Origin of the sequence: Coleofasciculus sp. H7-2 (assembly GCF_042747725.1) — a bacterium.
Classification (GTDB): Bacteria; Cyanobacteriota; Cyanobacteriia; order Cyanobacteriales; family FACHB-T130; genus FACHB-T130.
The window spans coordinates 60,083-81,792 of the sequence record NZ_JBHZGO010000090.1; the positions used below are offsets into that span (position 1 = coordinate 60,083).

At 48.3% G+C, this 21,710-nt stretch carries 21 protein-coding genes; 13 read left to right on the top strand and 8 right to left on the bottom strand.

The window, feature by feature from the left end:
* Positions 1 to 281: 281 nt before the first annotated feature.
* Both ACFW2W_RS18790 and ACFW2W_RS18795 read left to right on the top strand, forming a co-directional pair.
* Positions 282 to 605 carry an Mpo1-like protein gene (locus ACFW2W_RS18790; RefSeq protein ID WP_378181515.1) on the top strand — a complete coding sequence of 108 codons (324 nt, stop codon included), beginning with the start codon at positions 282 to 284 and terminating at the stop codon, positions 603 to 605.
* Between the two features lie 128 nt (positions 606 to 733).
* Entirely contained in the window at positions 734 to 2,143 is a 1,410-nt protein-coding gene (locus tag ACFW2W_RS18795; protein WP_378181517.1) for an amidohydrolase family protein, read from the top strand.
* A 186-nt stretch (positions 2,144 to 2,329) separates the two neighbouring features.
* Here ACFW2W_RS18795 and ACFW2W_RS18800 read toward each other — a convergent pair whose 3' ends face one another.
* Entirely contained in the window at positions 2,330 to 2,836 is a 507-nt protein-coding gene (locus ACFW2W_RS18800; RefSeq protein ID WP_378181520.1) for a pentapeptide repeat-containing protein, read from the bottom strand.
* Between the two features lie 14 nt (positions 2,837 to 2,850).
* Between ACFW2W_RS18800 and ACFW2W_RS18805 the strand changes: the two genes are divergently transcribed.
* Positions 2,851 to 3,411 carry a YraN family protein gene (locus ACFW2W_RS18805; RefSeq protein ID WP_378181523.1) on the top strand — a complete coding sequence of 187 codons (561 nt, stop codon included), beginning with the start codon at positions 2,851 to 2,853 and terminating at the stop codon, positions 3,409 to 3,411.
* On the opposite strand, the gene ACFW2W_RS18810 is transcribed toward ACFW2W_RS18805, so the two are convergent.
* Positions 3,412 to 3,801, bottom strand: a complete 390-nt coding sequence (locus ACFW2W_RS18810) for a hypothetical protein (RefSeq protein WP_378181525.1) — start codon at positions 3,799 to 3,801, stop codon at positions 3,412 to 3,414.
* A gap of 157 nt (positions 3,802 to 3,958) precedes the next feature.
* On the opposite strand from ACFW2W_RS18810, the gene queA reads away from it, so the two are divergent.
* On the top strand, positions 3,959 to 5,197 hold the full coding sequence (gene queA / locus ACFW2W_RS18815) for a tRNA preQ1(34) S-adenosylmethionine ribosyltransferase-isomerase QueA (protein WP_378181528.1): 1,239 nt from the start codon (positions 3,959 to 3,961) through the stop codon (positions 5,195 to 5,197).
* A 129-nt stretch (positions 5,198 to 5,326) separates the two neighbouring features.
* Complete coding sequence (locus ACFW2W_RS18820) at positions 5,327 to 6,583, top strand: tetratricopeptide repeat protein (RefSeq protein WP_378181531.1); 1,257 nt, start codon at positions 5,327 to 5,329, stop codon at positions 6,581 to 6,583.
* A gap of 60 nt (positions 6,584 to 6,643) precedes the next feature.
* Here ACFW2W_RS18820 and ACFW2W_RS18825 read toward each other — a convergent pair whose 3' ends face one another.
* Both ACFW2W_RS18825 and ACFW2W_RS18830 read right to left on the bottom strand, forming a co-directional pair.
* Positions 6,644 to 7,342: a potassium channel family protein gene (locus tag ACFW2W_RS18825; protein ID WP_378181534.1), complete on the bottom strand. Its 699-nt coding sequence runs from the start codon at positions 7,340 to 7,342 to the stop codon at positions 6,644 to 6,646.
* Between the two features lie 179 nt (positions 7,343 to 7,521).
* The gene (locus ACFW2W_RS18830; protein ID WP_378181537.1) at positions 7,522 to 8,856 is read right to left on the bottom strand and encodes a TrkH family potassium uptake protein; all 1,335 of its coding nucleotides are present in this window, start codon (positions 8,854 to 8,856) and stop codon (positions 7,522 to 7,524) included.
* Between the two features lie 92 nt (positions 8,857 to 8,948).
* Here ACFW2W_RS18830 and ACFW2W_RS18835 point away from each other — a divergent pair, with 92 nt between their 5' ends.
* The 5 genes from ACFW2W_RS18835 (at position 8,949) to ACFW2W_RS18855 (ending at position 14,361) form a co-directional block, all read left to right on the top strand.
* Positions 8,949 to 9,815, top strand: coding sequence for a methyltransferase domain-containing protein (locus ACFW2W_RS18835; RefSeq protein ID WP_378181540.1), 867 nt, complete (start codon positions 8,949 to 8,951; stop codon positions 9,813 to 9,815).
* Between the two features lie 54 nt (positions 9,816 to 9,869).
* Entirely contained in the window at positions 9,870 to 10,847 is a 978-nt protein-coding gene (locus ACFW2W_RS18840) for a homogentisate phytyltransferase (protein ID WP_378181543.1), read from the top strand.
* A 70-nt stretch (positions 10,848 to 10,917) separates the two neighbouring features.
* Entirely contained in the window at positions 10,918 to 11,382 is a 465-nt protein-coding gene (locus ACFW2W_RS18845) for a tetratricopeptide repeat protein (RefSeq protein ID WP_378181546.1), read from the top strand.
* Between the two features lie 30 nt (positions 11,383 to 11,412).
* Positions 11,413 to 13,116 carry a uroporphyrinogen-III C-methyltransferase gene (gene cobA / locus ACFW2W_RS18850; RefSeq protein ID WP_378181549.1) on the top strand — a complete coding sequence of 568 codons (1,704 nt, stop codon included), beginning with the start codon at positions 11,413 to 11,415 and terminating at the stop codon, positions 13,114 to 13,116.
* Positions 13,117 to 13,821: 705 nt separating this feature from the next.
* Positions 13,822 to 14,361 carry a phycobiliprotein lyase gene (locus ACFW2W_RS18855; RefSeq protein WP_378181552.1) on the top strand — a complete coding sequence of 180 codons (540 nt, stop codon included), beginning with the start codon at positions 13,822 to 13,824 and terminating at the stop codon, positions 14,359 to 14,361.
* Between the two features lie 155 nt (positions 14,362 to 14,516).
* Here the strand turns inward: ACFW2W_RS18855 and ACFW2W_RS18860 are convergent, their stop codons facing one another.
* Positions 14,517 to 16,286 carry a diflavin flavoprotein gene (locus ACFW2W_RS18860; protein ID WP_378181555.1) on the bottom strand — a complete coding sequence of 590 codons (1,770 nt, stop codon included), beginning with the start codon at positions 16,284 to 16,286 and terminating at the stop codon, positions 14,517 to 14,519.
* 108 nt (positions 16,287 to 16,394) lie between these two features.
* The gene (locus ACFW2W_RS18865) at positions 16,395 to 18,113 is read right to left on the bottom strand and encodes a diflavin flavoprotein (RefSeq protein WP_378181558.1); all 1,719 of its coding nucleotides are present in this window, start codon (positions 18,111 to 18,113) and stop codon (positions 16,395 to 16,397) included.
* A 142-nt stretch (positions 18,114 to 18,255) separates the two neighbouring features.
* Between ACFW2W_RS18865 and ACFW2W_RS18870 the strand changes: the two genes are divergently transcribed.
* Positions 18,256 to 19,014: a pantothenate kinase gene (locus tag ACFW2W_RS18870; protein ID WP_378181560.1), complete on the top strand. Its 759-nt coding sequence runs from the start codon at positions 18,256 to 18,258 to the stop codon at positions 19,012 to 19,014.
* A 164-nt stretch (positions 19,015 to 19,178) separates the two neighbouring features.
* Here ACFW2W_RS18870 and ACFW2W_RS18875 read toward each other — a convergent pair whose 3' ends face one another.
* Entirely contained in the window at positions 19,179 to 20,006 is an 828-nt protein-coding gene (locus ACFW2W_RS18875; RefSeq protein WP_378181563.1) for an alpha/beta fold hydrolase, read from the bottom strand.
* Positions 20,007 to 20,079: 73 nt separating this feature from the next.
* Positions 20,080 to 20,535, bottom strand: coding sequence for an NUDIX domain-containing protein (locus ACFW2W_RS18880; protein ID WP_378181566.1), 456 nt, complete (start codon positions 20,533 to 20,535; stop codon positions 20,080 to 20,082).
* Between the two features lie 691 nt (positions 20,536 to 21,226).
* On the opposite strand from ACFW2W_RS18880, the gene ACFW2W_RS18885 reads away from it, so the two are divergent.
* Together ACFW2W_RS18885 and ACFW2W_RS18890 are read left to right on the top strand one after the other, a co-directional pair.
* A complete protein-coding gene (locus ACFW2W_RS18885) occupies positions 21,227 to 21,439 on the top strand; it encodes a hypothetical protein (protein WP_378181569.1) in 213 nt (70 codons plus the stop codon).
* Complete coding sequence (locus ACFW2W_RS18890; protein WP_190414631.1) at positions 21,423 to 21,617, top strand: hypothetical protein; 195 nt, start codon at positions 21,423 to 21,425, stop codon at positions 21,615 to 21,617. Before ACFW2W_RS18885 ends, ACFW2W_RS18890 begins: the two co-directional genes overlap by 17 nt.
* The last annotated feature ends 93 nt before the right edge of the window (positions 21,618 to 21,710 follow it).

Consider the following 21,710-nt stretch of genomic DNA (forward strand, 5'->3'; position numbering starts at 1 on the left):
CGGGAAATAAATTTCACAGCGAGAAGCTAAAGTAAGCTAAAGCTTACTGTAAGCCGTTGAACCCGTTTAAACGGGTTGCGAGCTTTTAGCCGAAACTTTAGTTTAGGGCTGAAGTCAGCGACATTCGTCCTAGCTGCTATCCTAGGGGTAAATTGTCCAAACTGGGTGGAAGCAACCTAAAAAAATTTGCAATTTCTCTGGCTTTGGCAAGGGACTTAGTGATATCGTTCCTACAACGCTTTGAGTTTGACGAATTCGGGTTTCACCGCAGGAGAATTACTTTGAGCTACTTTCAGGAGGCTAAAGCCCACTTTGTGGCGAGTCATCAGCATCCCATCAACCAGTTTCTGCACCACTTGACTAACGTGCTGGCGATCGCTGCTGTGGTCTTGCTGTTTTATGATTGGCGGTTGACGCTCGTGTGCTTAGTCCTAACCCAAGTTTTCGCCTTGGGCGGTCATGCTGTCTTCGAGAAGAATGACCCCGCTTTTGTCAAGTACCCCGGAATTACCATCCTAGTTTCCCTCATGTGGTCTTTTGAAAACTGGTTTGGTCTGCGCCAAGTTTGGACGTACTTGAATCGCAAGCAGAAAGCGTTGAATTAAATTTCAGCCTAAAGGCGGGTCTTCCATTAAAAACATTGCGTCTTCATCGGGGCAGGCTTCTCTCCGACGCCCTTAAAACCTGGAATTTATTCGCAGGTGACGATTGTGCAAATTATTAAGGAGTGTTCATGTATCAAGGTCTACTGGTAATTGATGCAGATGCCCATAAGATAGAAAATCCTTTGGTGATGCGGGATTATCTAGAGCCAGAGTATCGCGATCGCATCGGTTTAGCGATTGATAGTCTTGGCGACCAACGGGCGAGAATCGTAGACTTTAATCCGGCTACGGGTAAAAACGACTTTATGCGGATGTTCCCGCAGCCTCAGGGACTGGGGAAAGGCGGCTTTCGCAACCTGCATCCAGATACAACTTTGGGGGCAATGTTCAATCGAGTGCGGATTGAACACATGGATCGAGAAGGCATTGATGTCCAGGTAATTTACGGCACGCTCAACTTAGTCTTTTCTAGCTTATTAGATAAGGACTTTGCGATCGCTCTGTGCCGTGCCTACAACAACTACATTGCCGATGACTGCCGGGGTTACGATAACCGGCTCAAACCCATTGGTGTATTGCCTCTACAGGATGTAGGTGCCGCTGTTGCTGAAATGCACCGCTGCATCAACGAACTGGGCATGATTAGCGTCGCCGTTGCCCCAAACCTACCCATCCCCCATCCCAAAGCGCCTCAAGCTTTCCCTGATATCCGCACCTGTAAAGCGATTAGCCATCCAGACTTCCGTCCTATCCTGCAAGCAGCAGCCGATTTGGACATTGGTCTCGGCATTCACGGGGGTCCGGGATCTTACATGGTAGGGGGTCTTGCCGATCATGTGGAAACCTTTGTCCTGACGCACATTTTTGTGCAGCGAAACCAGCAACAATTGGCTTTAGCGAGGATGGTTTTTGATGGCGCGTTTGAGCAATTCCCCTCCCTGCGGGTTGGCTTTTTAGAAGGCGGTTGTGGTTGGGTGCCGGATCTTGCCCATGCTTTCCACGAGCATTGGGAAAAACGCATCCGTGACTTTGACCCCAAACATCCCTATCGTCCTTCCCTGATGGAATTCACCAAGCTGATGATTCAGGAAAGAGGCACCCACAACAATATCAACCTGATTAGTCAGGCAAAAAACCTCTTCGATCTGCTGTGGAATGCTCAGCATGACCCGGCTCAGATTGAGGATGAAAGCCTTTATGAACATTACGATCTCCGCCATCGAGATCCCTTGGAATACTTCGAGCGGGGTCAAATCTTTACCTCTTTTGAATCAGACGATCCAGGTCCTTCTTATCTTCACATTGCGATGGGGGAAATTGGCAAACGTCTGGCTTGTTTCTCTGGGGACTATGGTCACTGGGATGGCGTACTGCATGACTGTGTCAAGGATGCGGCGACTGTTGCCGATTATGACCGGGAGCATCTAGAACTGTTGCTTAGCGGCAATGCACTGGCTCTTTACGGCGATCGCCTGCGCCAATCTGCGATCGCTAATCCAATCGCTGATGCACCCACTCTGAACAGTACGGTTAATTAGCCTTTTTTATCACTTTTGTTACATAGATAATCCTCTCCGGGACACGGCAATGCCGTATCCCGGAGAGGATTGGTCTTGAACGCTAAGTGAAAAATGCTCAGTGAAAAAATACAACTGCAAACATAGACGGGGTTCGTGTTTTCAAAAACCCAGTTGATGTTTTCTCCCCAGAACGATCGAAAAGGATTATGGACAAAACAAAGTTTCGCGGGTTTCTCGTCCAGTCGTGGGATTGGTACCAGACGCTATTTTACACAACTGTTGTTGCACATCCTGACGAAGCAGCACATCTGTAAAATCGGCTCCATCAATAATCGCACCTTCAAACTTAGTGTTAAAGGCAAACGCCCCTGACAAAATCGCGTTCGTTAAGTTAGCTTTGGTCAAGCGAGCTGTGTCCAGAGTTGCGTTTCTGAGATCGGCTCCTTCTAAATTAACGCTTTCCAAATTAGCCCCAAAGAAACTGACACCCCGCAAATTCGTATGACTCAGGTTACTATTGCGGAGATTGGCTTTAGTAAAACTGGAGTCGGTTAGCACTTTGCCTGAGAAGTCTGCACCAATTAAAAATTCTTTGTTGTAGTCGTTCGCCCAGGCAGGAGATGCGATCGCGCCAAAAGATGCAATTGCGATCGCCACAAGCAATAAACCAAGTAAAATTGTCGAAATTCGATTATCTAGCCTACACTTCATGCTGGTTCCATTTAATGGAAAACCGTCGTCTATCTCATTATCCCAATATCGGTGTTTTAGGAGAAGACCTAGTTGCTGAATGGTTGCTTTCCCAAGCCTGGGAAATTCTTGAGCGCCGGTGGCGTTGCCGCTGGGGAGAAATTGATATAATTGCGCGAAAACGCCCAGATGAAGTCAAGGGAGGGGGAGACAGGGAGACAGGAAGACAGCATTACCCATTACCCGTTACCCATTGCCCCATTACCCTGTCCTCTTGTTTAATATTTGTCGAGGTCAAAACTCGCAGTCGGGGAAATTGGGATGCGGATGGAATGCTGGCGATTACACCGCAAAAGCAAGCTAAACTCTGGCGCACAGCAGAGATTTTTTTAGCAGAGCGTCCAGATTTAGTAAATCTTCCTTGCCGATTTGATGTCGCTTTGGTCAGATGCCAGCGTCCTAAAACCAATACTGTTTTGCTACCCGAACCAGCTCCCTTGGTTTCTTCACCGGAACCTAGAAATTTAGCCGTAGGAGAATATCAGTTGAGTCTACAAGACTACATTCAGTCGGCTTTCGATGAGCCGTTAAGTTAATTAAGCTAGAGTTTCCGGGCAATATCCCAGCCCTTTTGTGAACTGTTGGCGGAATGCTTCAATATCGCTCCGATCGGGACTACCATGAGAAACCACAGCGACTTGGTAGCGACGCATCACATCAATGGGGGACTGTCCGGTTTCCAGGCTCCAAAGCGCCATCTGGAGGCGAATGGCAGGTTCGTAGGGAATTCCCAGTTCGTTCATGAACGCCCGGAAGTCACCATCTTGCTGCGGGTTTAGAGGGTTATTCATTTTGACCTTGATCACCCAGCCATCAATCTGATGAATCACCGTCATTAAACGAACGGGCAACTGGGGCATTGTGTGTAGATACTCAACCACCCGTAGTGTCAGGCTGGCATTCGCCAGAAAGTAGACGTATTCCATGAGAAATTATTAGTGTCTAGGTCGTGCTGGTTCTATAACTCTAATTCTCCATGAGTAAGATAGTCTGCGATAGGGGAGAAGCCCCCGTTCTTATCTGGGGGTTTTTACCCAATCTGCAAAGTTAAATTGATCGATTCCTTATCAGTGAACTAACGGGATGACAGAATTTAATCAAGACAGTCACATCAGCGATCCCCTGTCTGGAGATTCAAAAGCCGTTAGTGGGGCAAGAAGATTAAAGGTAGACAGCCCAGAACCTTCACGGTTTCAAGCTGAAGCAGCCAGCGGGGATGATATAGATATCGATCGGTTATTAGCCAGTTATGACTATGAACTCCCGGCAGAACTGATTGCTCAAAACCCATCTGTGCCAAGGGATAGTGCGCGTTTGCTGGTGGTGGATTCCCCAAATCACCAGGCGGCGCACGCTATTTTTCGAGATTTACCCGACTTCCTCCAATCCGGAGATTTACTGGTTTTAAATAATACTCGCGTCATCCCAGCCCGTCTCCGGGGTCGTAAATCTACGGGTGCCCCTGTGGAGGTGTTGCTGTTGGAGGAACAGCAGAACAACTGCTGGCTGGCTTTGGTGAAACCGGGGCGGCGTCTGCAACCGGGGGCGCAGATATTGTTTGAACCACAGAAAGGGACTGAGGAAAAATTGCACCCATCCCCAATTCCCAATCAATTCAGTGCCACGATTTTGTCTAGGGATGAGGCGACTGGGGGGCGGGTGTTGCAGTTTGATGTTCCAGCGGGGGATCGGTTTGAAGATTTGTTGGAGGAATACGGTCAAGTGCCGCTACCTCCTTACATTACAGATTCCCAATCTCAGGCGGAACAGTATCAAACTGTGTATGCCCAGGCTCAAGGAGCGATCGCTGCTCCCACCGCTGGGCTACACTTTACCCCAGAGTTACTCCAGCGCTTGCAAGAACGAGGCATTCAGCAGGCTTCGGTGACGCTGCACGTCGGTGTCGGGACATTTCGCCCCGTGGAAGTGGAGGATATTACCACCCACAAAATGCACGGGGAGTGGGTAGAAGTCCCCATGTCTACGGTGGAACAAATTCGGGAAACCCAGGCGCGGGGGGGTCGGATTATTGCCGTGGGAACAACGGTTGTGCGATCGCTAGAGTCAGCCGCTGCTAGTGGGGAATTACACGTCTTTAGGGGCAAGACAGAGTTATTTATTTATCCCGGCTATCAGTGGCGGGTGGTGAACGGGCTAATTACAAATTTCCACTTACCCCGTTCGAGTTTGCTGATGTTGGTGGGTGCTTTAGTCGGGCGTCAGCGGTTGCTGGAACTGTACCAAGTGGCGACAAAGCATCGGTATCGCTTCTATTCTTTTGGGGATGCGATGCTAATTTTGCCGGAAGCCACAATCGGATGACGATGGGACAAGTTAAGGTAATGAGGAATGGTCAATCATCACTGGTCAGTGGTAAATTGCAACTGACAACTCATTACCTTTTTCCCAATTACCTTTTTCCTAAATAGCGAGTGGTGCGGGGTTCTAGATATGGTTAAAAACCACAAACGAATTTATCTCCTTGCGGCTGCTTTGATCGGTCTTGTGACGACTGCCGGTACTGCCTTTGCTGGTGAATCGCGGTATGGGCGACAAAAGACAACCTCTTTTGAGTCGCCCGTACAAACTAAGCAGATGGTCGAAGGTCTATACACTCAAGATTTTGAGGCAGCTACTTACTTCCAACAAGGGGTGACGCGGTATAATCGCGGAGACTATCGGGGGGCAGAGCTAGCTCTTCGCAAAGCGCTTGAGTTTGATTCCAGCATTGCGATGGCTTATTATCTGTTGGGGAATTCTCTAGCCGAGCAAGGACAGCTTGATAAGGCAACGAATGAGTACCTGCAAGCGCTTCGTCTCGATCCCAATTTGGGAGAGGCTTACTACAATTTGGGAGTTGCTTTATATAAGCAAGGGCAACCAGATGCCGCACTGACTGCGTATGAACGGGCGCTAAGTTTTAATCCCAAGTTGGCAGATGCTCACTATAATGTGGGCTTGGCGTTGGAGGCAAAAGGTCAGACACAGGAAGCGATCGCTGCCTATCAGCAAGCGATTGTGAATGACCCCAAATATGCAGCAGCTTACTATAATCTGGGACTGCTGTTAGTCAACCAAAATCAAAATGAAGCTGCGATAGCTCAGTTTCAAAAAGCAGTTGAAGTTGATCCGGCTCTTGCCGATGCTCAATATCAACTGGGGTTACTTTACGCTCAACAAAATCAGCCGAAACAAGCGATTAACGCCCTGAATGCAGCGGCTTCTGAGAATCCTAACTTGGCAGCCGCTCAATACCAGATGGGTCTGATTTTTGTCCAGCAAGGCAACTACAAAGCGGCAGCCAATCGATTCAAGCAGGCGGTGCGTCTCAATCCCAATGATGGCGAAGCTTATCAACAATTGGGGGCAATGCTGTTAAAGGAGAACCAGGCAAAAGATGCAGCTGCGGCATTGAGGGAAGCCAAGCGCCTCAACCCAAATGATGCCGTGACTCTATATAATCTGGGCGTGGCTCTGCAACGGCAAGGTCTGTTGGCGGAAGCGATCGCTAATTACCAGGAAGCGATTGTCATCAATTCCAGTCTGGCAGATGCATTTTTTAACTTAGGAGTAACGCTGCAACAAACTGGACGACGCGAGGAAGCGCTCCCCTTTCTTGTTCAAGCTAAAACGCTATTCAATCAGCAGGGGAATGTAGACAAAATTGACCAGATTAACCAGTTTCTACAGCAGCTAGGCGCTTCTTGAATTAAAAATTAAAAATTAAAAATTAAAGAGATAATTTTTTAATTTTTAATTTTTAATTTTCTAAATGGGTAGGCGATTAATGTCTTTGTTGGAGCCAATCACAACCATTGCTGCCCCCTTATAGAGTCGATGGTTGGGATTGGGATTAATTTCAAACTTGCCATCGTGACTGACCGCTAGCAGATTCAAACCATAGCGGCTGCGAAGTTGCAGTTCTGAGATAGTTTTGCCGTGAAAGTCGTCTGGAATAATAATTTCTACAATACTGTTATCAACGTCCAGATCGAACCGATCTAAAATAGCTGGTTTAGTCAGCGATCGCGCTAAAGTACAGCCCATTTCATGCTCTGGAAATACCACATGATCTGCCCCGACTTTTGTCAGAAGTTTCATATGAATTTCTGAGGATGCCTTTGCCACCACATGAGCCACCCCGCCTTCCTTCAGATTTAGGGTTGTCACCACGCTAGCTTCCAGATAATTCCCAATCGCTACAATCACCGTATCAAAATCAAAAATTCCTCCCTCTTTAAGAGCAGCGGGTTCTGTTGAATCCAACTGCAAGGCATGAGCGGCAATTTGATCGGTCAAGACTTGGGCGACTCTCTTTTCGTCGGCGTCAATGCCCAGCACTTCGTAGCCTAGATAGTGTAGAGTCGAGCAGACGCCACGACCAAAGCGACCTAACCCAACGACTGCAAATTGATTCTTGTTATTAGTGCTGAGACTGCGAAAAAAGTTTAAAGATGATAAGTTCACGGATAAACTCCGAACTGACTCATTGAGTTAGGGAACATTAGTCAAAAACAGTTGCAAGTATAAACCAACTTTTTAACTTTTAACCTTTTAATCGACAAGCTGCCATTCTGTCACGAACAACTGACAAAAAGCTAAAGGTTACTCAGGTTATAGCTTATCAAGCATCGGGGACGCGATCGCTATCCTACCAACAAATTCTCCTCCGGATAGCGGATAACGCTGGGACTGGGATTTCCGAGAATCGCTGACATCAGTAGCAACACTCCCACCCGACCCATGTACATGGTGGCAATCAATACCAGTTTGGCAAACGTGGAAATACTCGCTGTAATGCCAGTAGAAAGTCCCACAGTGGCGAATGCTGAAACAACCTCAAACAAGATTTGGATAAACTCCAACTGTGGATCGCTCAGCGCAATTAAAGTGGTGGAACTAATGACCACCAGAAGCGAACCAACCGCCACCCCAGTTGCTTTCACAATTAGCGCCTTCGGGATTTGGCGTTGATAAGCAATAACTTCTTCCTTACCTTGTAATGCCGAGAAAGTAGAACTGAGTAAAACCCTTGTCGTCGTGGTTTTAATTCCGCCGCCAGTACTGCCAGGATTAGTCCCAATAAACATTAATGCAATGGTAATAAAAAGAGAAGCTTCGGTCATTTTCCCAATGTCAATGGTATTAAAACCAGCCGTTCGAGGTGTTACCGATTGAAACCAAGCCGCCATGAGCTTCTGGGGGAAATTAAGTGTGCCAAAGGTTTGTGGATTGTTGAATTCTGTAAACAAAAAGAGAATTGTTCCCAGGATGAGTAAAAAGAGAGTAGTAGTGGTAGCAATCTTAAAATTGAGAGAAAAGACGACACGAGCTTGACTTTTAAAGAAGCGATCGCGCGTCCATAAATACATTTCCATAATCACTTCATAGCCAATCCCACCCAAAATAATCAAGGCGGTGACAATCAGGTTGAGCAAAGGCGATCGCACATATTGCATTAAATTATCTGAAAACAAGCCAAAACCTGCATTGTTAAAAGAATTCACACTATGAAAAATCGATAGCCAAAGACCGCGATCGAATCCATAGTCGGGTACAAACACCAGCATCAGTAAAAAGATCCCAGTTATTTCAATAATCAGCGTAGTGGCAATGATTGAGCGCACCAATTCCACCACACCGGCTAATCCTGGCTTGTCGAGCGATTGTTGAATGGCGATTTTCTCTCGCAGTCCAAACTTGCGCCCTAGCAACAGCAACAGGCACGTCGTCGCTGTCATGTAGCCCAATCCGCCTACCTGAACCAGCAAGACAATGAACAATTGCCCCCAAAATGAATAAAATTTCCCCACATCGACCACGGATAAACCAGTCACGCAGACGGCAGACGTGGAAGTAAATAGCGCGATTACCGGATTGCTCCAACTGCCGTCACCGATTGAAAACGGCAGCATCAATAAAATCGCTCCCAACGTGATGACGGCAAGAAATCCCAGGCAAATGGTTCTGGCAACAGTCATGGTCTAGCGGTCTATCTGAAAAAGTCTTTTTAGAGCTTACTGCTTTCCGAGTTCTGGTAGGCTAATTTTCAGCAACACCGCCTGAAAATTTCATGACTTCAACTCTTTATCAACAAATTCAGCAGTTCTACGACGCTTCCTCTGGTCTGTGGGAACAGATTTGGGGCGAACATATGCACCACGGATACTATGGCGCTGATGGCACTCTGAAAAAAGACCGGCGGCAAGCGCAGATTGACTTAATTGAAGAATTGCTCAAGTGGGCTGAGGTGCCGGTAGGGGAAGGTTTGACCGCCCCCGCAAATATCCTCGATGTCGGCTGCGGGATTGGCGGCAGTTCTCTTTACTTGGCGCAAAAATTTAACGCATCGGCAACGGGAATCACACTGAGTCCCGTCCAGGCGGCTAGAGCCAAAGAACGGGCAGCAGTGGCCGGATTGAGCGATCGCACTTCGTTTCAGGTGGCAGACGCCCTGAATATGCCCTTTGCTGACGATTCCTTTGACTTTGTATGGTCGCTCGAAAGTGGCGAACATATGCCAAATAAACAGAAGTTCTTGCAGGAGTGCTACCGGGTGCTGAAGCCGGGGGGAACTTTTCTCATGGCAACGTGGTGTCATCGTCCTGTCGGGGGAGCAGATGGGCAGCTGAGTGATGATGAGCGGAAACATCTGGCGGAAATTTACCGTGTATATGCTTTACCTTATGTGATTTCGTTGCCAGAATATGAAACGCTGGCTGGCAAATCCTTTGAGAATATTCGCACGGCAGATTGGTCAACAGCTGTCGCACCATTTTGGGATATCGTGATTGATTCGACTCTCGATCCCAAAGCCGTTCTGGGTTTGCTTTTCTCTGGCTGGACAACGATTCAAGCGGCGCTTTCACTCGGATTAATGAGCCGGGGCTATGAGCAAGGATTGATTCGATTCGGATTGCTCTGTGCGACTAAGAAATAACGTTTGGGAACAAAAATTGCTTAAAATCAAGCCTGAGTATTCATTCAGGCACGCATGAGCCAGATTTCTCCTGAAAAGTCTTCCCTTCCCAAAACCAGTCCTTCTGAGTCCCACCCAGCGCCTCGCAATGGTTCCTGGCTTTACTCCTTATGGAAGTTCTCCCGCCCCCATACGATTATTGGCACCAGCCTGAGTGTGATGGCGTTGTACGCGATCGCGCTGGCGACAGCCTCCACGGGCGTTACCAGCGCGAGTGTCGGGCAGTTTTTGGGTGCTTGGATTGCCTGTCTGGGCGGAAATGTCTACATTGTCGGGCTAAATCAGCTCGAAGATGTGGAAATTGACAAAATTAACAAGCCCCATTTGCCTATTGCTGCCGGTGAATTTTCTAGGGCGCAAGCTCAAATTATTGTCGCCATTAGTGGAAGTGTGGCGCTGCTGTTGGCACTTCTCCTGGGACGATTTTTACTGTTCACGGTGGGTATTAGTTTAGCAATTGGCACTGCCTATTCTCTGCCGCCGATTCGGTTAAAGCGATTTCCATTTTGGGCGGCGCTGTGCATTTTCACCGTGCGCGGAGTTATTGTCAATTTAGGACTGTTTTTGCACTTCAATTGGGTATTGCAAAAAAGTCAAGTGATTCCGACATCAGTCTGGGCGCTGACTATTTTTGTGTTGGTGTTTACGTTTGCGATCGCTATTTTTAAAGACATCCCCGACATGGAGGGCGATAAGCAGTACAACATCAACACGTTTACGATTCAACTCGGCAAGCCAGCCGTCTTTAATCTCTCTCTTTGGGTGATTATGGTCTGTTACCTGGGCATGATTGTGGCTGGGGTGTTATCGCTAAGTGCGGTTAATTCCACATTTGCGATCGTTACTCATGTATTCGCACTCTTGTTGCTGTGGTGGCGCAGCCGGAGTGTAGATTTGCAGGATCAGAGCGCGATCGCATCTTTTTACCAATTCATTTGGAAACTGTTTTTCTTAGAATATCTGATTTTCCCCGCTGCCTGTCTTTTAGCCTAAGAAATGTTAAAACCCTCGTCAAGGTAAGCTTAAGCAAAATAGGGCTGCTAGAAGTGCCGGAGGGCTACCAATGGTGGAAACGGAAACATCTCAACAAGCTTATTTTCTGGCTGCGGCTGTAGTCGGGATTAGTCTAACACTCCTAGGTTTTTTCCTGGGGAAGACATTCATCGCTTCAAACTTTTTTAAGAAAGGGGTGACACTTTATAAACAAAAAGACTATGCAGGTGCAGAGGCAGCTTTTCGCCAAGTGATTGTGCGACACCGCACCAATGACATGGCTCGATTGCTGTTGGGAAATGCTCTGATGGCGCAAGATAAGATTGACGAAGCTACGCCCATATTCCGGGAATTGATTGAGCGATCGCCCAAAAATGTCGATGCTTATTTGAGGTTGGGAGACACTCTGATGAAACAAGACAAAATCGAGGAAGCGATCGCAGTCCTTCAAAAAGCTAGAAACTTATATAAAGCGGGCACAACCGAGCAACAACAACTCGATCAACTCATCCAGGAAATGGATAGCCCGAAATAAGCTGCAAATTCCTTTGATTACAGCCAAATAATGACTGAGCGTACCGGAAAAGTATATCTGGTGGGGGCGGGACCCGGAAATGTTGCTTACCTCACCGTCAGGGCACAACATCTGCTCGTTGAGGCACAGGTGTTAGTCTACGACGCCCTCGTGGATGCCCAGTTGTTGGAGTTGGTGCCAGACAGTTGCTTGAAGTTGGATGTGGGCAAACGCGGTGGACAACCCAGCACACCGCAAGCTGAAATTAACCAACTGCTGGTAGAACACTGTCAGCAGAGAAAGCGAGTCGTGCGGCTAAAAAGTGGCGATCCGTTTATTTTTGGGCGTTCTACTTCCGAAATTCAGGCATTAATTGCCGCTGGGTGTGCTTTTGAAGTCGTACCGGGGATTTCTTCAGCGTTGGCAGCACCTTTGCTAGCGGGGATTCCGCTGACAGATCCGGTGATGAGCCGAGGTTTCACGGTGATTACTGCCCATGAACCGGATGTTTTGGACTGGGAGGCGCTGGCGCGGATGGAAACGCTGGTAATCTTGATGGGTGGGCGCAATCTCGATGAAATTGTCTATCAGTTGCATCGATATGGGCGATCGCTTTCTACTCCCGTCGCCGCGATTCGTTGGGCGGGAACGCCTCAACAACAAGTCTGGACAGCTACGCTGGGCACTATCGTTGAGCAAACTAGGGGCGAATCTCTCTCTCCCACCGTCATTGCCATCGGGGAAGTCGTCGGTTTGAGAGAATACTTGCGATCGCCAGATGCACCAGTCGTCGAGGCTGGTTTAGCTAAAATGTCGCCAGAAAAATCAGATCGACGCCTAAATCTGCCCGTACAATCATCAGAATCTTCAACCCAAAACTCAGCACGGGTGAGTTTATCAGACATACCTATGGGAAGCCACAGTTCTCAGAAAACCTCGTCCCTAACTACTCAAAACTCTTCCCAACCGCTAGCTGGGAAAACTATCCTGGTGACACGCGCATCTGGACAATCGGGTGAGTTTTGCTTGCGCCTCCAAGAAGAAGGCGCAACGGTGATTGAGATGCCGACGCTGGAAATTGGCCCTGCTTCCAGTTGGGAAGAATTGGATAATGCGATCGCGCACTTATCCGATTTCGACTGGTTAGTTCTCACTTCCACCAACGGTGTTGATTACTTTTTTCAACGGCTGGAAGCGCAAAATCAAGATGCCCGTGCCTTATCTGGTGTCAAAATTGCTGTTGTCGGCAAGAAAACCGCCCAAAGTCTCAAGCAGCAAGGCTTACAACCCGATTTTATTCCCCCAGAGTTTGTTGCAGATTCTTTGGTTGAATACTTTCCAGAACCGTTGACAGGCAAAAAAATTCTGTTTCCCAGAGTAGAAACGGGTGGAAGAGAAGTCTTGGTGAAGGAATTAACCGCCCAGGGTGCAGAAGTGGCAGAAGTGGCGGCTTATCAATCTCGGTGTGCGGAAGCGATCGCACCCGCAGCTTTAGACGCCCTCCAGCGACAGGCAGTGGATGTTATTACTTTTGCAAGTTCTAAAACCGTGCAATTTTTTGGTCAATTAGTCGGCGAAATCGATAAATTGCCCCTACAAGGTGTCTGTATCGCCTCAATTGGCCCCCAAACTTCTAAAACCTGTCTTTCTCTGCTGGGGCGAGTGGATGTAGAAGCCCCAGAATACACTTTAGACGGCTTAACGCAAGCGATTGTCCAGTGGGCGACATCTGAGGGAAATGTCAACAATCGCTGATGTCTAGAACATCGGTACACTCATCAATTTGCTTGCCCGCAAATCTGTAGAATCCCCCAAAAGCCTCTCTGTGAAAGGGGAAAATAAAACCTTTCCGGCTCCCTCTCCGTTGCGGGGAGGGCTGGGGAGGGGTTCTTTCAGGATCAGGACTTACGCAAATATCACCACATCTGCCACCGCAACCACAGGGGGATTGCCCCTACAAAGCGCTATATGTATAAACTTTGCGTAAGTCCTGAGTTTTCCGGCTCCCTCCCCAGCCCTCCCCGCAACGGGGAGGGCTGGGGAGGGGTTCTTTCAGGATGGCTGTACCGACGCTCTAGAAAATCTGGGGGAGAAAAGAAATTTTCCTCCTTTCCTCGTGCCCTTAGGGTATAGAGGGTTTTGAGATTCTTCCGGATGACAGAGCCGATAGTAAGTATTTTTAGCTATTATCTATTATTAAGATTGTTAACAGTGTCTTGCGTTTTGGCAGCCTTACTACTCTGCCTGGGGTGGTACGCCAGCCAAGTACGAGATAGCTGACCAGATCGAGTGACGCTCAACTGTACCCAGATCGGGTGTCACGAGAAAAAGCGACTTGCATAACCGTTTATCAGATTGCTTGCATAAATGTCAAATAAAAGGGTGATAAGTCCCATAGCTACCTAGCAAAAATTGACGCTTGCAAGAACTCTATTTCACTTCGTATGAGGACTGGTACTGGTGACATCACTAAGACAACTTGCCCAAACAGATGAGGAATCCTTAATTGCAGCGTTTTTTCAGGAATCAGAGGGCAAATGGCGCTCTGAAAGACGCTACTATACGCTGCCGGATGGAGAAACCAAGGAGATGGTTAGTCTGATTACCGTCCGGTTTCTGGAACAGGGAAGCTCCGAATTGGTGCATTTGGCAGAGTTACACAAATTGGAAGATCCAGCAGCGCTAATTTGTGGTTCTTATGTAGAGTGGAACAGCACAAATTCAGTAACGGGGCGCAAAGAGTCCAAGGGTTCGACACTGTTTGGCGCATTAGGAACCATACTATATCGCGATCGCGGCTTTGCCACTCCCAAACCAGTCACAGCCGAGTATTATTTCTCCAATCCCAAAACTTTGTGCTTGCGGACAGAGTACAGAGACTCTTCATTTGAAGAAGAATTAAAACTGATTGGTCGAAGCTACCGCACCCGGCAAACGATCATCTCCCGCGCCGGAGAACAGCAAATGATCGGTCAATATCTGGAAAAGCGCCTTAACTAGGACGAAAGCGGTCAAATGCATAGGGCAGAAAGTCGGGGCTAATGCCAATGCCTGTGTCGCTAATTTGGATTTGGGCAAAGAAAGTTGAAGGTTGCGGGTTATTGGCTTGAGAGTTAGTGGGTTGCAGGTTAGTTAAAAGTTGCAGATGGCGTTATTTAATAATGGCTACCCGATTTTCGGTGATGCACAGCGGTGACGCCTTCTTGCTGTAACACCTTGCCATTTTCCACCACAGCGTAGACCAACCAGTGATCGCCACATTCCATCCGGTTGCGGACAATGCATTCCAGATAAGCTAGGGCGTCGGTGAGAATCGGACAACCATTTTGGGCGTCTTGCGTAGCGACATCGGCAAATCGGTCTTCAGCGGGGCCAAAAGGTTTAAGAAAATGCTTCATCAAGCCGATGTGCTTACCTTCTCCCAGAATATTTAAAACAAATTTTTCGCCAGAATGCATCAGCGATTCAATCGCTCGATCTTTGGCGACAGCAATAGTTAAACCGGGGGGATTAAAAGTTGCCTGAGACACCCAAGAAGCCAACATCGCCCCGCTGAGTTCGCCTTGTTTCGTTGTTACGACGGAAAGAGAGCCAACCAGATGCCCTACCGCTTGTTCGATCTTGGCAGATTGCGAGGGCGAAATGGGTTGCACTCCTAACTGTTGTCGGGCAACTTTGGCTTTCTTAGCTTTTTTCAATGTTTGGGCGAAGTCTGTCCCGGCTTCTTCGCAATATTTCAGCGTCACCTCGGTGGGTTTAAATTTGACCCGAATCGGGTCGAAGCCAAAGCGATATCCAGCATCTTTTAACTTGCCTTCTAGTAAATCAATCGCTTCCCCACTCCAGCCATAAGAACCAAAAACACCCGCCAGCTTGCCTTTGCTAGCGTTGGATAGGACAATACCCAGTGCAGTTTGAATCGGCGTGGGAGCATGACCACCGAGGGTAGGAGAACCCATGATAAACCCATCTGATTTTTCTACAGCTTCTTGAATTTCAGAGGGTTCGGCAAATTCGCAGTTAATCGATTCGACAGCAACCCCCGCTTTGGTAATGCCACTAGCGATCGCTTGCGCCAAGGTCGCCGTATTCCCATAAGCTGAAGCATAGAGCAGCGCCACGCTCGTTTCAGTTGCCCTTTGCTGCTGGTTCCATTGCCGATAAGCTTGAGTCAGCGGGATCAGACTGTAGCGCACCAACGGCCCATGACCCGTAGCATAGAGCCTAGCTGGCAACTCCTGTGTCAGTTTATCCAGCGCTGTTTCTACTTGCCGAGCGTGAGGAGCCATCAGACAATCGTAATAGTAGCGCCGATCTTCGCTAAACACCGTCCACCCTTCATCTAACACCTGATCGCCGCAGACGTGCGCCCCGAAAAGCTTATCGGTATACAAAATTTCGGTTAGGGAGTCGTGGGTACAAAGGGCGTCAGGCCAACGGGGACTGGGAGTGGGGATAAATTGTAAGTAATGACCTTTGCCTAAATCGAAAGTTTCTTCCCCCCGCATCACAGCAATTTGCAGATTGTGTTCTTGTAAAGTGTCTGGGAAAGTACTTTCAAAAAGATTTCGCAGCAGGATTGACCCTGGATTTGAGCAAACAAAAGTAATTTGAGGAGCCAGTTTTAGTAAAGCATTCAGCGTAAAAACTCGGTTAGGATTGACGTGCCCTAAAATTACATAATCCAGTTTTTCTAGGTCAAACCGCTGCTGTAAAGCGGAGATAAAAATGTCTGTAAATGATTCTCCTGGCGGATCGATGAGCGCTGTTTTATCCGCTTGAATCACATAAGAATTAGCGGTTGTGCCCCTTTGTAGAGCATATTCGATTTCAAACTTAAGCCTGTCCCAAGTGCGCGATCGCAACACAGTTGTATCTGCACCAATCGGGAGAACCTGAACATCGCGGGGTTTAAAGACTTTCATAGGTCACGGATTGGGACTAAGAGCAATTTTGTTTCTTCCCGCCAAGACGCCAAGAAGTAATTAACCTTTATTTTCTTTGCGCCTTGGCGTCTTGGCGCGAACCAAATCCTAATAATAATTTCCGATCTTACGATGGTGAACAGCTGTGAGCGCGTCGGGTTTGGAGACACGACCCGCTTGAACAGTGCTGTAAACTATCCAATGATCGCTGCATTCCATGCGACTTGCAACTTCGCATTCCATATAAGCGACAGCTTCCGTCAGAATGGGGAAACCGTTCTCCGCTGGCTGAATTTTGACTCCGGCAAATCGATCCGCGCCAGGGGGGAATCGTTTTAAAAAGTGCCGCATCAAATGTTGATAATTTCCCTCTTCTAAGACGTTGAGGATGAAGCGATCGCCTACTTGCATCATGGACTCAATTGCCCGGTCTTTCGCTACGGCTATTGTGAATCCTAGGGGTTGGAAGCTGGCTTGTGCCACCCAGGAGGCTAACATGGCACCTTTGACTTCGCCTTTTTTGGCGGTAATGATGTATAGTCCACCGCTGATCCGTCCCAGTGCTTTTTCTAAGTCGGCATCAAGGGACTTAATCTGTTTGATGTTGCGATCGCGGGTGAGCAATTGTCCCAAGTCAGTTCCGGCTTCTTCACACAGCTGATAGATGGCTTCTCCTGGCGTGTCTTTAATCCGAATCGCTGGAAATGCTACTGTCAGCCCTAACTCTCTAAATTTACTCACCAGCGGATCGACGGGTTCATCATCTCCTCCGTAGGACTCCAGAATGCCAACCGCTTGTTTTTCCTTGGCAGCGGCTAAAACGGTGCCAATCGCAGTTTGGGCGGTGGCAGAGGCGGCTGGGGGTGTGGCAATGACTAAGCCAGATGAACGCCCCACTAATTCTTGCACTTCCTGGGGATCGGCGGATTTCAGGTCGAGTGTCTCGACGGCGACGCCAGTTTTGGTGATACCTTTGGCGAGGGATTGGGAAAGGCGATCGCTATATCCATAATCGGAGACGTAAAATACCGCTACTGTCGTCTCTCCCTTGGTTTGAGCTTGACTCCACTGCCGATAACGTCCCGTCAGTTCCACGACGTTGTGGCGCAGCAGAGGGCCGTGTCCGGTGGCGATGGTGTGTACTTCCGGCAGTTCTCCCATCCGCTTCAGTGCAGATAGCACGGAACGGGCATTGGGAGCCATCAGGCATTCGTAGTAAAAGCGATAATCGGCTTCGATGGCGGCTAAATCTTCGTCAAAGGTGCTATCTGAGCAATAGTGCAAGCCAAAGGCATCGCAGGTATACAGGATTTGGGTTTTGTGGTCGAATGTGAAAATGGTGTCGGGCCAGTGCAAGTTGGGGGCAATCACGAATTCCAATTCGTGTCCGTTGCCTAAATCCAACTTGTCGCCATTTTTGATAATTCGCCGCTCAAACGGCTGATGCACAAAATCTTCGATAAACTGGATTGCGACTTTTGACCCGACTACCGTTACCTGAGGAGCCAGTTTCAAGATGTCTTTGACTAATCCGCTGTGGTCTGGCTCGGTGTGGCTGATAATCAGGTAATTAATTTCTTTTGGGTCAATGAGTCCATGTAATGCATCCAGATATAGCTGGCGAAACTTTTCGTGGGAGGTATCCACTAAAGCCGTCTGCTCACCCCGAATGATGAAGGAATTATAGGTGGTGCCGTTTTGCAGTCCAAATTCAATGTCGAAGCGATCGCGATCCCAGTCAAGCGAGCGAATCGCTGTGGTGTCAGGGGCGATTTCGCCTGTCTGCATTGTGAGGCGTTTTTGGGTTCGGTCGGTGAGCGCTACCATCTCTGGTCTCCTTCTGTTGCAACCCATTTAGGTATTTTTTCTTCTTTCATTCTGCCACGAGTACCTTGTAAAGATTTATTAAAAAACCTATGAGTGAGTTAAGAGTTCTAAAAGTGTCGAACCCGCAGAGGCACTGAGGACGATGAATTGGCTAGGTTTGATGATTGGAAATTCGCGGCTGCACTGGGCGTACTTTGAAGGAGAGACGCTTCACAAAGCCTGGGATACTCAATATCTTACGGAAGCATCTGTCAAGGAGCTGGCGCAGGGTTTGACGGCTGGTGACTTACCAGCGGAAATAATGTCACCACCCAGTCAGCTACCTATTTATCTGGCTTCGGTGGTTCCGGAGCAAACGGCACTTTGGCAAAGTTATCCTAATGTTCGCAACATTACTTTAGACCAATTGCCGCTGGAGAAACTTTATCCGACGCTGGGAATTGACCGGGCTTTAACGGTGTTAGGTGCTGGCGAAGTCTGGGGTTTGCCTTCTTTGGTAATTGACGCCGGAACCGCATTAACATTTACGGGTGCAGATGTCAATAAAAGGCTGGTGGGTGGGGCGATTTTGCCTGGGTTAAGGTTACAGCTACAATCTCTAACTCAAAGAACTGCTGCCCTGCCACCCATAGAATTACCCCAAGAAATGCCGCCGCGTTTTGCTGTAAATACAGCGGAGGCGATTCAGAGTGGCGTTATCTACACTGTCGTGGCTGGAATTAGAGACTTTATCCAGGCTTGGTGGCAAGAATTTCCAGGCAGTCGGGTGATTTTGACGGGAGGCGATCGCACTATTTTACTTTCCTACCTGCAAACCCAGTTTCCTGAAATAGCAACTCAGATAATTAGCGACCCCAATCTGATTTTTATGGGAATGCGGTCAGTCGTCATTAGTTCTTAGCCATTCGTAAAGCTACTAAGCTCAAATCCGCTTAATTATTCACAATCAAGAGAAACCTCACCCCGTCTTCAGCTCCAGCTCCGGCTCCCCTCTCCGCAAGCGGAGAGGGGTTGGGGGTGAGGTTCTTTTATTAACTCCAGTAAAAGCGCACAGCCTATGCGCCCCTACTGCTTACTAACGAAACCTCGAATATACTGAGCCACGACATCTGGCAGCGCTTCGGGTAAATCGTTTCCCCCATAGCTAATAATTTCCAACTGAGCTGATGGAGTTAAGTCGGCGTAGGCTTGACTTTCGGCAATTCTAGAACGACTGTCTCGCTCGCCTTGCAAAATTAAAACGGGGACTTTCAGCCACTCCAGTCTTTCCTTCAATAATTCTGCTTGAATTTCGGCGCGACGGCGTTGAAATAATAGCTTGTCGGTGGTGGGAAACTGCACCGACTGTTCTTGTCGCCGCGTCTTTTGCCCAGTGCGCTGGCGAGGAAACAGGCGATTGTTAGAGACACGATTGAGCGCATCTATGAGCGATCGCCACCAGGAGGATACCATCTTAGACAAGCGTTTAAATAGAGATGGGCGCGATCGCTCTGTTCTTAATCCCTCAGCTTCTACTCCAATTGGAGCTGACAGCACTAATCCGCGCACCTGTTCCAAATATTTCAGCGCGAAGCTTGCCGCAATCCATCCTCCCAGCGAGTGACCAATTAAATAAACTTCCCGCTGGTTTAACGCTTCTAACAACTCAGCGAGACATTCCACCTCTAACTCAATCGAGTAGTGGACATCTGGGCGTTCTGAGTCCCCAAAGCCAAGTAAATCTGGGGCAAAGCAGTGGTAATCTTGACTCAAACAATCGATGACAGGTAGCCATTGACTGCTATCGTGAGCCGATCCATGTAAAAAAACCAAAACTGGCCCTTGACCGACTTCTCGCCAGAAGATTTGTCCTTGGGACAGCTTAATTCGAGAATTGCGTAACGGTAGAGTCATCCTAGATTTTAGATTTTAGATTTTAGATTTTAGATTGACGATGGATTCACGCATCCAAAATCGAAAATCCTGCTCATGCGAGGGTTGTCAAGCCGTTCAAGTAGTCCTGCAACTGCTGGTCGTGGTCATGGCAGAGTTTCCCTTGAGGCAATGATGTCACAGAGAAAGCTTTTACTTCCATAATTTCCAGCGTATCCCGAACCTGCATTTCTCCCTGCACTTCTGCTTCTAACGCTACACAAATCGAATGAATTCTGGGATCGCGGTCTGGGGAAGAGTAAACTCCCACTAACCGGCGAATTTTTACTAACTCCAGTCCGGTTTCTTCCGCCAACTCCCGCCGCGCTGATGTCGGAATGTCTTCACCCCAATCGACAATGCCGCCAGGAAAACCCCATTCACCCGTATCTGTGCGTCGAATGAACACAATTCGACCATCCGGCAAAATCGGGATGATAGTTGTGCCAATGATGGGATGGCGGAAAATAATCCCTAGCACTGTTTGTATAAATCGCCATGACTGACGCATAGACAAAAGAAGCTTTACTTCAACGCAGGAAGGAACTTTTACTTTTAGAGTCAATTTTTGAGCGGGAAGTTCTCCGATGACAGATAAAATTTAAACCTTTGCAAAAGTAGGGTTTCCCCAATGGCTGACTCCGCATGGTTCTGGGGATGCCAGAATTGCTTATTCATCCACCTCTACAAATTCAAATTTTTAAATCTGCAAGAATTTCCGCTTTTTGAGATTCAGGTCTTACCTTAAGATAAATCTTCTCAATGTTACCATCCGAGCTGATCGCTCATCTGCGGCGCTGAATGCATATCAATGGCTTGCTGCGGAATTTTTCAGCTCTTTGCTGTCGTTGCGGCTGGCAATTTTACCCACCAAAGGAGCAGTATCGCTGAGTTTTAGGGACATGGGGATGTTTTCAACCGCAGCAAGTCAGGGCTTTTTAATAGGCTGCTGACAGGCTGTTATGATATACGTTACGGATGCAAGTTCGGTCACGTCAGTCAGCGACCTGCCGTTTTTAGGCTAGCCTGTTTCGGTGTTTCTTCCACAGGTTTGAAGGCAGAGGCTTCCAGCGCCCAAAAAATGCTCTGGGGGAGCAACTCTCTTTCTGGATTCGCTTGGTCAAGAGTACGTTCTGAGAAGTTGCTAGAGACGCTTTAATTTCGCAAAAAGAGACGGCTATTTCGGCACTGGATGGTGCAAAATGAATGGGGCGTCAGATGCAGCTCAAACCTTGCCAGACCGCAGGAGAACCCCCCAAAAGAGGGCGATCGCGGCAGATTGGCAGATTCTAGCACCTGCTTTTACAAGCCTTGGGCGTGACTGGCAACACCAACAAGCATCAGGTGCGGGGGAAAACCCAAAGGCACCATTTTTAGTTGTATATCAAAGAGGTGAACATGGCGAAGCGCCGTAACCCTAAGAAAGAAAAGGCGCAGCGTAACCAAGCATACGCCCGCAAGTTTCGTAAACGTCAAACTACGGGTCGGTTCTCTAAATTCCGGCGTCAAAGATCGCCTGGAGAGAGAACTAATGAGGAGGATGAAGACAAAATGGGAGGAGGCATGGGAGCAATGGGCGGCGCGATGGGTTAGCCATTGATTAAGTGCTGAGGAGTGAGGGCTGAGGGCTGAGGGCTGAGGGCTGAGGGCTGAGGGCTGAGGGCTGAGGGCTGAGGGCTGAGGGCT

What these genes read in the sequence shown, in the direction of transcription:
- ACFW2W_RS18795 (WP_378181517.1), top strand. Translation starts at nt 734, where the DNA reads ATGTATCAAGGTCTACTGGTAATTGATGCAGATGCCCATAAGATAGAA.
- ACFW2W_RS18800 (WP_378181520.1), bottom strand. Translation starts at nt 2,836, where the DNA reads ATGAAGTGTAGGCTAGATAATCGAATTTCGACAATTTTACTTGGTTTA.
- ACFW2W_RS18805 (WP_378181523.1), top strand. Translation starts at nt 2,851, where the DNA reads ATGGAAAACCGTCGTCTATCTCATTATCCCAATATCGGTGTTTTAGGA.
- ACFW2W_RS18810 (WP_378181525.1), bottom strand. Translation starts at nt 3,801, where the DNA reads ATGGAATACGTCTACTTTCTGGCGAATGCCAGCCTGACACTACGGGTG.
- queA (WP_378181528.1), top strand. Translation starts at nt 3,959, where the DNA reads ATGACAGAATTTAATCAAGACAGTCACATCAGCGATCCCCTGTCTGGA.
- ACFW2W_RS18820 (WP_378181531.1), top strand. Translation starts at nt 5,327, where the DNA reads ATGGTTAAAAACCACAAACGAATTTATCTCCTTGCGGCTGCTTTGATC.
- ACFW2W_RS18830 (WP_378181537.1), bottom strand. Translation starts at nt 8,856, where the DNA reads ATGACTGTTGCCAGAACCATTTGCCTGGGATTTCTTGCCGTCATCACG.
- ACFW2W_RS18835 (WP_378181540.1), top strand. Translation starts at nt 8,949, where the DNA reads ATGACTTCAACTCTTTATCAACAAATTCAGCAGTTCTACGACGCTTCC.
- ACFW2W_RS18840 (WP_378181543.1), top strand. Translation starts at nt 9,870, where the DNA reads ATGAGCCAGATTTCTCCTGAAAAGTCTTCCCTTCCCAAAACCAGTCCT.
- ACFW2W_RS18845 (WP_378181546.1), top strand. Translation starts at nt 10,918, where the DNA reads ATGGTGGAAACGGAAACATCTCAACAAGCTTATTTTCTGGCTGCGGCT.
- cobA (WP_378181549.1), top strand. Translation starts at nt 11,413, where the DNA reads ATGACTGAGCGTACCGGAAAAGTATATCTGGTGGGGGCGGGACCCGGA.
- ACFW2W_RS18860 (WP_378181555.1), bottom strand. Translation starts at nt 16,286, where the DNA reads ATGAAAGTCTTTAAACCCCGCGATGTTCAGGTTCTCCCGATTGGTGCA.
- ACFW2W_RS18865 (WP_378181558.1), bottom strand. Translation starts at nt 18,113, where the DNA reads ATGGTAGCGCTCACCGACCGAACCCAAAAACGCCTCACAATGCAGACA.
- ACFW2W_RS18870 (WP_378181560.1), top strand. Translation starts at nt 18,256, where the DNA reads ATGAATTGGCTAGGTTTGATGATTGGAAATTCGCGGCTGCACTGGGCG.
- ACFW2W_RS18875 (WP_378181563.1), bottom strand. Translation starts at nt 20,006, where the DNA reads ATGACTCTACCGTTACGCAATTCTCGAATTAAGCTGTCCCAAGGACAA.
- ACFW2W_RS18880 (WP_378181566.1), bottom strand. Translation starts at nt 20,535, where the DNA reads ATGCGTCAGTCATGGCGATTTATACAAACAGTGCTAGGGATTATTTTC.
- ACFW2W_RS18885 (WP_378181569.1), top strand. Translation starts at nt 21,227, where the DNA reads ATGAATGGGGCGTCAGATGCAGCTCAAACCTTGCCAGACCGCAGGAGA.
- ACFW2W_RS18890 (WP_190414631.1), top strand. Translation starts at nt 21,423, where the DNA reads ATGGCGAAGCGCCGTAACCCTAAGAAAGAAAAGGCGCAGCGTAACCAA.